Source organism: Polaromonas sp. P3_C2, from assembly GCF_056402675.1.
Map to the genome: position 1 here is coordinate 1 of NZ_JBFUGX010000115.1, position 8,458 is coordinate 8,458.

At 62.1% G+C, this 8,458-nt stretch carries 10 protein-coding genes and 1 pseudogene; 9 read left to right on the forward strand and 2 right to left on the reverse strand.

Going from position 1 to position 8,458, the window contains the following annotated elements; translation table 11 throughout:
• Window positions 1-254: pseudogene (locus AC1DWI_RS07095) on the forward strand (type II toxin-antitoxin system HipA family toxin); the annotation flags it as partial.
• Here AC1DWI_RS07095 and AC1DWI_RS07100 read toward each other — a convergent pair.
• Entirely contained in the window at window positions 247-1,014 is a 768-nt protein-coding gene (locus AC1DWI_RS07100; protein ID WP_477669305.1) for a glutathione peroxidase, read from the reverse strand. The pseudogene AC1DWI_RS07095 and the gene AC1DWI_RS07100 overlap by 8 nt on opposite strands.
• A gap of 231 nt (window positions 1,015-1,245) precedes the next feature.
• Here AC1DWI_RS07100 and AC1DWI_RS07105 point away from each other — a divergent pair, with 231 nt between their 5' ends.
• Together AC1DWI_RS07105 and AC1DWI_RS07110 are read left to right on the forward strand one after the other, a co-directional pair.
• Window positions 1,246-1,698 carry a DUF2721 domain-containing protein gene (locus AC1DWI_RS07105; protein WP_457280618.1) on the forward strand — a complete coding sequence of 151 codons (453 nt, stop codon included), beginning with the start codon at window positions 1,246-1,248 and terminating at the stop codon, window positions 1,696-1,698.
• 384 nt (window positions 1,699-2,082) lie between these two features.
• Complete coding sequence (locus tag AC1DWI_RS07110) at window positions 2,083-2,634, forward strand: hypothetical protein (RefSeq protein ID WP_477669306.1); 552 nt, start codon at window positions 2,083-2,085, stop codon at window positions 2,632-2,634.
• Here the strand turns inward: AC1DWI_RS07110 and AC1DWI_RS07115 are convergent.
• Window positions 2,631-3,614 (reverse strand): LysR family transcriptional regulator, encoded by a 984-nt coding sequence (locus AC1DWI_RS07115; protein WP_477669616.1) that lies wholly within the window; start codon window positions 3,612-3,614, stop codon window positions 2,631-2,633. The genes AC1DWI_RS07110 and AC1DWI_RS07115 overlap by 4 nt on opposite strands.
• 91 nt (window positions 3,615-3,705) lie before the next feature.
• Between AC1DWI_RS07115 and AC1DWI_RS07120 the strand changes: the two genes are divergently transcribed.
• The 6 genes from AC1DWI_RS07120 to AC1DWI_RS07145 all read left to right on the forward strand — a co-directional run.
• Window positions 3,706-5,118 (forward strand): acyclic terpene utilization AtuA family protein, encoded by a 1,413-nt coding sequence (locus AC1DWI_RS07120; RefSeq protein ID WP_477669617.1) that lies wholly within the window; start codon window positions 3,706-3,708, stop codon window positions 5,116-5,118.
• Window positions 5,115-5,486 carry an AtuA-related protein gene (locus AC1DWI_RS07125; protein ID WP_477669307.1) on the forward strand — a complete coding sequence of 124 codons (372 nt, stop codon included), beginning with the start codon at window positions 5,115-5,117 and terminating at the stop codon, window positions 5,484-5,486. Before AC1DWI_RS07120 ends, AC1DWI_RS07125 begins: the two co-directional genes overlap by 4 nt.
• A gap of 83 nt (window positions 5,487-5,569) precedes the next feature.
• A complete protein-coding gene (locus AC1DWI_RS07130) occupies window positions 5,570-6,577 on the forward strand; it encodes a Bug family tripartite tricarboxylate transporter substrate binding protein (protein ID WP_477669308.1) in 1,008 nt (335 codons plus the stop codon).
• 266 nt (window positions 6,578-6,843) lie between these two features.
• Window positions 6,844-7,467 (forward strand): TetR/AcrR family transcriptional regulator, encoded by a 624-nt coding sequence (locus AC1DWI_RS07135; protein ID WP_477669309.1) that lies wholly within the window; start codon window positions 6,844-6,846, stop codon window positions 7,465-7,467.
• Between the two features lie 42 nt (window positions 7,468-7,509).
• A complete protein-coding gene (locus AC1DWI_RS07140; RefSeq protein ID WP_477669310.1) occupies window positions 7,510-8,133 on the forward strand; it encodes an isochorismatase family protein in 624 nt (207 codons plus the stop codon).
• A gap of 103 nt (window positions 8,134-8,236) precedes the next feature.
• Window positions 8,237-8,458, forward strand: a 222-nt coding sequence (locus AC1DWI_RS07145; protein WP_477724593.1) for a hypothetical protein, incomplete at its 3' end; no start/stop codon positions are given.

The window sequence follows — 8,458 nt, forward strand, 5'->3', positions numbered from 1 at the left end:
GTGAAAAGCAGGCCAGGCTGACCGCCAAAACGCTGCGCAGTTTTTGCAACGCCACGGGCATGTTTGAAACGCGCGTGCGCGGTGTGCTCAATGAAGCAGTGGGAAAAGCGTGTGAGTCATGGCCGCAGATGATTGCCGCCAGTTCGCTGCTCGAGCGGCAAAAGCAGAACCTGCTCAAGCACTTTGACGCCTGCGAAGCGGTGGTCAGCTGGCGCGCCCGGCGCAGGGCGAAAGTGCTGCAGCCGGCTAGCTGAGAAACTGGCGTGGTTCCGGCTCTGGTCGGGACTCTTTCAACCAGGCTTGCAGGTCCTCCGACCCGCCGATTTTTTTCCCGCCTGCGAATACTTGTGGCGCCGTTCCCGCGCCTGCAACCGCTTGCAGCGTGCTGGTGGTGATGCCCTGGCCCAAGGTGATCTCCTCGTAGCTAAGACCTGCTTCGTCCAGCATGGCCCGGGCTTTCGCGCAAAACGGGCAGCCCGGCTTGCTGAAGAGGGTGATGGGCTCGGGCGCCACGGCTTGCGGTGCAAGGTACTTGAGCATGGTGTCGGCGTCCGAAACCTCGAAGGGGTCGCCTTCCTTCTCGGGCTCGATGAACATCTTCTTGATCACGCCATCGCGCACCAGCATGGAATAGCGCCAGGAGCGCTTGCCGAAGCCGAGATCGCTTTTGTCGACCAGCATGCCCATGCCTTTGGAGAAGTCGCCATTGCCGTCCGGAATCAAGGTGATATTGCCGGCCTCCTGCGCCTTGCCCCATTCGTTCATCACAAAGGCGTCATTGACCGAGAAGCAGACCACGTCGTCAATGCCATGGGCCTTGAAGGTATTGGCCAGCGCATTAAAGCGCGGCAAATGGGTGGAAGAGCAGGTGGGCGTGTAGGCGCCGGGCAGCGAAAAAACCACGACGTTTTTCCCGGCAAACAGTTCAGTGCTTTTCACGTCAACCCACTGGTCGTTCTGGCGTGTCTTGAAGGTCACGTCAGGGACGCGCTGTCCTTCGTTATTGGCGAGCATGGGAAATCCTTTGGTGGAAATAATTCGGTGCTGTGCCGCGATGGCGGTCGCAGGGAAAAAGGCAACGCGGGCACTGCCTTGGAGTTCATTGTGGGGACGACCGCACACCGCGGGCTGTCGGACAGCGACGACATCCGTGTAGGGCATCGTCCGCAAAGGCAGGCGACCGGCAGGCCTGCTGGCCTGATGTTTGCATGACAATACCCGTTTCATGAACCCCCGGAGCCCCGCATGAACTTTGCGCCCGACCTTGCAACGGTCACCCACGGTATTCAACTGGCAGTGGCGCCGGTGTTTTTGCTCACCGCTGTTTCGGGAATGATCGCCGCCGTCGCCGGGCGGCTGGCGCGCATCATCGACCGCGCGCGTTTCCTGGAGAACCGGCTGGAGACCGGCGGCGTGGAAGAGGCCCGCGCGCACCGCATGTATGCCGAACTGCGCGAGTTGCGCCAGCGTGGCTGGTTGGTCAACATCTGCATCGCCTTTCTGACCTTTTGCGCCATGCTGATCGGCACTACCATCATCCTGCTGTTTTTGGGTGAGACGAGTGAGTTGCCGACCCTGCGCATTGCCACTGTCTGTTTTCTGTCGGGCGTGGTGTGCTTTCTTCTCGCGCTGGTTTGTTTCCTGGCTGAAACGCTGCTGGCCACACGCCTGCTCAAGTTTGCCGAGCCGAAAAAATAGCGCGGTGATTTGAGGTTTGATTGTTTTGCAGGTCTTAAATGCCTGCAGGCCAATTGGAACAAGCGCGAGAAGCTATAAAAAATATAGCAGTCAGGTTTTTCTCCTGTCGTAATTGTGGCCGGCAGAAAACGCCAGACCTCCAGATACGTGACAACGTATGACTGTGAAACAGCTTGTTTCCTTACATCCCCATGCTGTGTTTCGCCGCCAGAATTGTGCAGCTCTGCGTGTAGCGGCACGCCCGTGCGGACGTGCCCGCAGCGTGCAGCGCGGCAGGTGAAAGTCCTGTCAACGGTAACCGCAGGCCGTCGTTGAAAAGGGGATGCTGTGCACTTGTTGCCTGTGCCCGGCGAGCCCTGTATAGAAAACCACTGGAGAACCACGATGACAACAACACACACACCGACAACAGGTTTGCGCCTGACCGGCCGCAGCCTGGCACTTTTGATGGCAGGCGCGCTGATGTGCTCCGCGAGCTTTGCCGAGAAACCCGAATGGGCCGGCGGCGGCAAGAACAAGGACAAGGGCGGCAAGCACAGCCAGGTGGAGCAGTCAGACCAGGACGACCACGGCGGCAAAAAAGACAAAGGCAACAAGAAGCACCGCGAAGACGTCAAGGTCGGCGGCTATTTTGTTCCCGAGCAGCGTGTGGTGCTCCAGGACTACTACGGCAAGCAATTCAAGTCCGGCCATTGCCCCCCGGGCCTTGCCAAGAAAAACAACGGCTGCATGCCTCCCGGCCAGGCCAAAAAATACGCCATCGGGCAACCGCTGCCTGCCGGCGTGGTGTATTACCCGGTGCCTGCATCGGTGGTGGTGCGTCTGGGCCCTCCGCCCTCGGGCCACAAGTATGTGCGTGTCGCCACCGACATCCTGCTGATTGCGCTGGGCACCAGCATGGTGGTGGATGCCGTCCAGGACCTGGGGTCTCTCTAAGGCCTTCCGGGTTTGCGGCGCTTCGGCTGCGGCCCGGGTTGCCACGCTTTCATGCGTTCCATGACCAGGTCATGCAATGCCTGCGCCGCCACGGACAGGCTGCCTTCCTGCCGGCGCACGGTATAAATTTTTCGTGACAGGCCAGGCGTGGCCAGCGGCCGCGTCAGCAGGTTCTTTCGCTCGAAGTGAAAGAGCGTGAGCGCCGGCACCACGCTGATGCCGATGCCTGCCTCAACCATACCGGTAACCGTCGCCAGCTGGTCGACTTCCAGCACCGTATGGGTCTGCAACGGGTGCAGCGCGGCGTCCAGAGCCTGGCGCACGCTGCTGTTGCGCGACATATGGATAAACGGGAAGGCTGCCAGTTTCTTCAGTGTCAGTACTTTTTCCGTGGCCAGGGGATGATCCGTGCGGCAGACCAGGTGAAAGCGGTCGGTGCAAAGCAGCTGCGTGGTCAGGCCCGCGTGCGTGGCGCCCGTTGAGGCAAGCGCGAAGTCGGCCTTGCCGCTGCGCACCAGCTCGATGCAGGCGTCAGACAGCAGGTCGCTGAGTTTCAGGTCAATACCGGGCGAGGCCTGCCTGAACTCCGCAAAGATGGAAGGCAGCCAGCCTGCCGCAAGCGAGGGCAGGGCCGCCACATGCACGCGTCCCTTGCGGCGCTCGACGTGATCGCTCAGTTCACCCACCGCGGCGCTGAAGTCACCCAGCAATTGCCGCGCCGGCGTTTCAAACAAGCGTCCTTCGGCCGTCAGCTGTACGCTGCGTGTGTCGCGGTCAAACAGCCGGGTGTTCAGCTCCGCTTCCAGGGTCTGGATCAGCGCGCTGAACGCAGGCTGCGACAGGTGGCAGGCGGCAGCGGCCCGGGTAAAGCTGCTCAGCTCCGCCAGCGCCAGGAATGCCCGCAGCTGGCGTGTCGACAGGTTGGGGCTGCGTGCGGGCAGGCGGGCCGCATTTTTCGGGGTGGTGGTGGATGCGGCCATTAATCTGATTTTCAAGTCAATCGATAGGAATTTTGCATTTTACAAATAAAAGGCGGGGGCTTAAATTCATGGCATCCACCGCTTGGCCATGATGATCCCTGCCGCCCTCGCTCCCCACACCGCCACACCGCCCGCCAGCCTGCTGATCGGTTGCGCGGCCGGCTTTTCGGGTGACCGTGTGGATGCGGCCGGCCCGGTGGTAGACACCCTGATCGCGCGGGGCGGGCCGGCCTTCCTGATTTTCGAGACGCTGGCCGAGCGCACGCTGGCGCTGGCGCAATTGCGCCGCCGTGCCGACCCCGGCGCGGGCTTTGAGCCGTTGCTGGACGACATGCTGCGTCCCGTGCTGGCGCGCTGCCTGCAGCACCACATCCGCATCGTCAGCAACTTCGGTGCGGCCAACCCGATGGGCGCGGCGCGGCATATCCAGGCCATGGCCCGGGAGCTGGGTTTGCCTGCACCGCGTATTGCGGTGGTCGAAGGTGATGACCTCTCGGAAGAACGGCACCGCGAGCTGCTGCGCACCCAGCTGGGCAGTGCGATGGACGGCATCCGCATGGTCAGTGCCAATGCCTACATCGGTGCTGAAGCGATTGCCGCTGCGCTGAACGCCGGCGCGCAAATTGTGGTGGCCGGCCGCGTGGCCGATCCATCGCTCGCCGTCGGGCCTGCCATGTCGCACTTTGGCTGGCGTGCCGATGATTGGGACCTGCTGGCACGCGCCACCATGGCCGGCCATTTGCTGGAGTGCGGAGTGCAGGTTTGCGGCGGTTATTTTGCAGACCCCGGCTACAAGGACGTTCCCGATTTGCACGCCGTCGGCTACCCGATTGCCGAAATCAGCGCCGACGGCAACTGCATCATCGGCAAGGCTGCCAACACAGGCGGGCTGGTGAACCTTGCCAGCGTCAAGGAGCAGTTGTTGTATGAAGTGCATGACCCTGCCGCCTACCTCACACCCGATGTGGTGGCGGACATCAGCGCAGCGCAGATTGAACAGCTTGGCCCTAATCGCGTGGCGCTGAGCGGTGTGCGCGGCCATGCCCGGCCACCCAGCCTGAAGGTCAATCTCTGCCATGAGGGCGGCTGGCTGGCCGAAGGTGAAATCTCTTACGCCGGCCCGCGCGCCGAGGCCCGCGCCCGGCTGGCGGCCGATGTGCTGCGCCGGCGCCTGCCGGCCCTGGCGCTGCGGGTAGACCTGATAGGCGCGCTCAGCGTCATGGGCGACGACGCCGGCAGCCTCCTGGCCGCAACACCGGCCGGTGACGCGCGCGATGTACGCCTGCGCGTGGCTGCCACACACACCGACCGCGCTGAGGCCGAGCGGCTGACGCGGGAAGTCACCGCCCTGTACTGCTGCGGACCGGCCGGCGGCGGCGGCGTGCGCACGGCACTGACACCAAGGCTCAACACCTTGCCCTGCCTGGTGCCCCGAGACGCTGTGAAGGTGTCGTTCAGGATGCTCGATACCGCAGCGCTGGCTACCGCAGGGGAGGCCGCATGAGCCAGGCCATGATCACGGTCCCGCTGTACCGCGCCGCGCACGGGCGAACCGGCGACAAAGGCAACCGGTCCAACATCAGCGTGATTGCCTGGCACCCGGACCTTTATCCCGTGCTGCGGGCGCAGGTGACGGAGGCCGCCGTGGCGCGCCACTTTGCCCACCGCAAGCCCAGTCGTGTGCAGCGGTTTGAGCTGCCTTTGCTGGGCGCCCTGAACTTTGTGCTCGACGACGTGCTCGACGGCGGCGTGAATGACGCGCTCAACCTCGACACGCACGGCAAGTCGCTTTCATTCTGGCTGCTGGATTTACCTATCGAAGTGCCAGCAGCGCTGGCGGGCCTGCTCGCCGGGGGAGACCAAACTTTTTAACGGAACCGATTCACCAGGACACCAGGACACCAAGACGAGATCAACAACGTCAGATACGCCTCATCACAACATCAGGAGACAACATGAAAACCGCCACTCAAAAATCCATACACAGCCGCATCCGCCCCGCCTTGCTCGGCATTGCCGCGCTATGGGCCATCGCGCCCCTCGCCGTGCCCATGGCGGCTCAGGCGCAGGGCTTTCCTGAAAAGCCGATCACCTTTGTCGTGCCGTTTGCGGCCGGCAGCGCAACCGACCAGCTGGCGCGCGCCATCGGCCAGGCCGTGACCAATGACAGCAAAGTCAGCGTGGTGGTGGACAACAAGCCCGGCGCCAACAGCTTCATCGGCGCCCAGGCAGCCGCCAAGGCAAAGCCCGACGGCTACACCGTGTTCATCACCACCAACACCACGCAGTCGGCCAATGAGCACCTGTTCAAAAAACTGCCTTACGACCCGGTCAAGGACTTCGCACCGCTGACCGCGCTGGGCCGCGGCGGGCAGATCATGGTGGTCAACCCGTCACTGCCGGTCAACAGCGTGGCGGAGTTCATTGCGCTGGCCAAATCGAAACCCGGCAAGCTGTCTTTTGGCAGCGGCAGCTCGTCCAGCCGCGTGGCGGGTGAGCAGTTCAAGCAGATGACGGGCACCTACATCCTGAACATTCCCTACAAGAGCAATCCGCCCGCGGTGACGGACCTGCTGGGCGGCCAGATCGACATGATGATCACCGACATGGCGACCGGCCTGCCGCAGGTCAAGGGCGGCAAGCTCAAGGCGCTGGGTGTTTCCACCCGGCAACGTTCACCGCTGGCGCCCGAGGTGCCGACCATCGCAGAAGCCGGCGTCAAGGGTTATGAAATGACCTATTGGTTTGCCGCCTACGCGCCCGCCGGCACGCCCGCCGATGTGGTGGCAAAGCTCAGCGACATGCTGGTCAAGGCAGCCCGCAGCCCTTCGGCCGCACCGTTTTACCAGTCCAGCGGTACCGAAATCTTCACCAGCAACCCGGAAGACTTGCGCAAGTTCCAGGCGGTGGAAACGCTGAAATGGGGAAAGATCATCAAGGCCGCGGGAATCGAGCCTGAATAACACCTTGTTGGGGCTGGATTTGAATTAAATGCGCCTCCGGCCCTTTGTGGGCGGGCGCAAGCAGCTATCAAAAGAGTAGCTGATCAGGCTGGCCGGCTTGGCGACAGGCGAGGCCAGACGGGCCATGTGACGAATGAAGCTGCGATGGTGGCAGCTCTTCTGGCGTCATCCAGTGAATTTAAACAACGTTTAATTTTTAGAACAAGCGTTAATTTTCACCGGAAATCGCACCCTGGATAGACGTCTTTCACGCCTATATTCTGGCGATGCAAACCCGAATAGACCGCCAGCAGGTCCAAAACGATTTACGCCGAACCCTGATGCTGGACGCCGCCCGATCCGTCTTCGAACGCCTGGGCATCGACGGCGCCAGCATCCGCGAGATCGCCAAGGAAGCAGGCTATACCGCCGGGGCCATCTATTCCTATTTTGAAAACAAGGAAGCCATTTACGGCGCCTTGCTGGCCGAGTGCCTGGAGCGCCTCAATGGCGTGGTGGCGTCTGCGGGTGAGGCGCGGGGCGGCCCGGCTGAGGTGCTGGAAGCCAAGGCCAGTGCCTGGTTTGGTTTTTTTGCGGCCAACCCGCGCGACCTGGACCTGGGTTTTTACCTCATGCAGGGCATGCGCCCGCGCGGCTTGGGCACCGAGCTGAACCAGCAGCTCAATGACCGCCTTCACGATGCTTTGCGGCCTTGTGAAACCGCCTTGCGGGCCATGGGTTTAGGCGCCGACGATGCATTGCGCGAAAATACGGCCTTGTTCGCGCATGGCATGGGCTTGCTGCTTCTCCAACATACCGGTCGAATCCGCATGTTCGGGCAGGACGCCACGCTGCTGTTCGATGCTTATGTGATCGGCCTGGTGGAGCGCCTGCAGCGCAGCCCGGCCTGATCTTCTTTCCAGAACGCCTCCAGAATTTCCCCAGGACCCCCGATGCTGCTTGACGCCGACGACTCCCAACTTGTGCTGGTCGACTACCAGACCCTTTTGATGCCCGCCATTTTTGAAGGCAACCTCGTCATGGCCAATGCCGTAAAGCTGGCCCGCATGGCCAAACTGCTGGACGTGCCGGTGTGGGGCACAGAAGAAAACCCCGAAAGCCTGGGCGCCACCGTGCCCGAATTGCAGGCCGCCATTGAAGCCGCCAGTGGCAAGACTATGGACAAGATGTTTTTCAGCGCCGTGGCCGACGGCCTGGGCGACCTGCTGCGCCCACCCGTGCGCAAGGCGCCGACAGGCGGCAACGCCCGCAGCCTGCCCAAACACCTGCAAAAGCCGGCGCCCGAGCCGGAAGAGGGCAGAAGCACCATCGTCATCGCCGGCTGCGAAGCCCACGTCTGCCTGATGCAGACCGCGCTTGATTTGCTGGAAGAAGAGTTCGAAGTCTGGGTGGTAACCGACGCCTGCAGTTCACGCACCGAGCGCAACCGCGATGCCGCCTTTGACCGCCTGGCCGGCAACGGCGCCGAACTGGTGACGACCGAGATGGTGGCGTTTGAGTGGCTGCGCACGGCTGAGCATGAGGTGTTCAGGGATGTGCTGGGGTTGGTGAAGTAGGGTGCGGACCAAACACACCTGATACAGATAAGCCCGCCCGGTCTGCCGTTGGTTCGCTCAAAATGTCGAACGTTCAGGTCAAGGGTGGATAACCAGCCACTGAGTGCCGACCACCTTCAGCGCCACCTCCATCCCAACTCAGGCCTCAATGAGAAATTACGCATTACCGGTAGCCATTCGGCTCCTGGCATTTATAGCGCCACTACTCTTTTTGCAACTGTATTCACAAAGAGCGTTCGAGTACGCACGCACACAAGAGCGTCACGGAGATACTGGCCTGGGGATCGCCATTCTTCTTGGTTTCATGACCTTCATCATGCTGGGC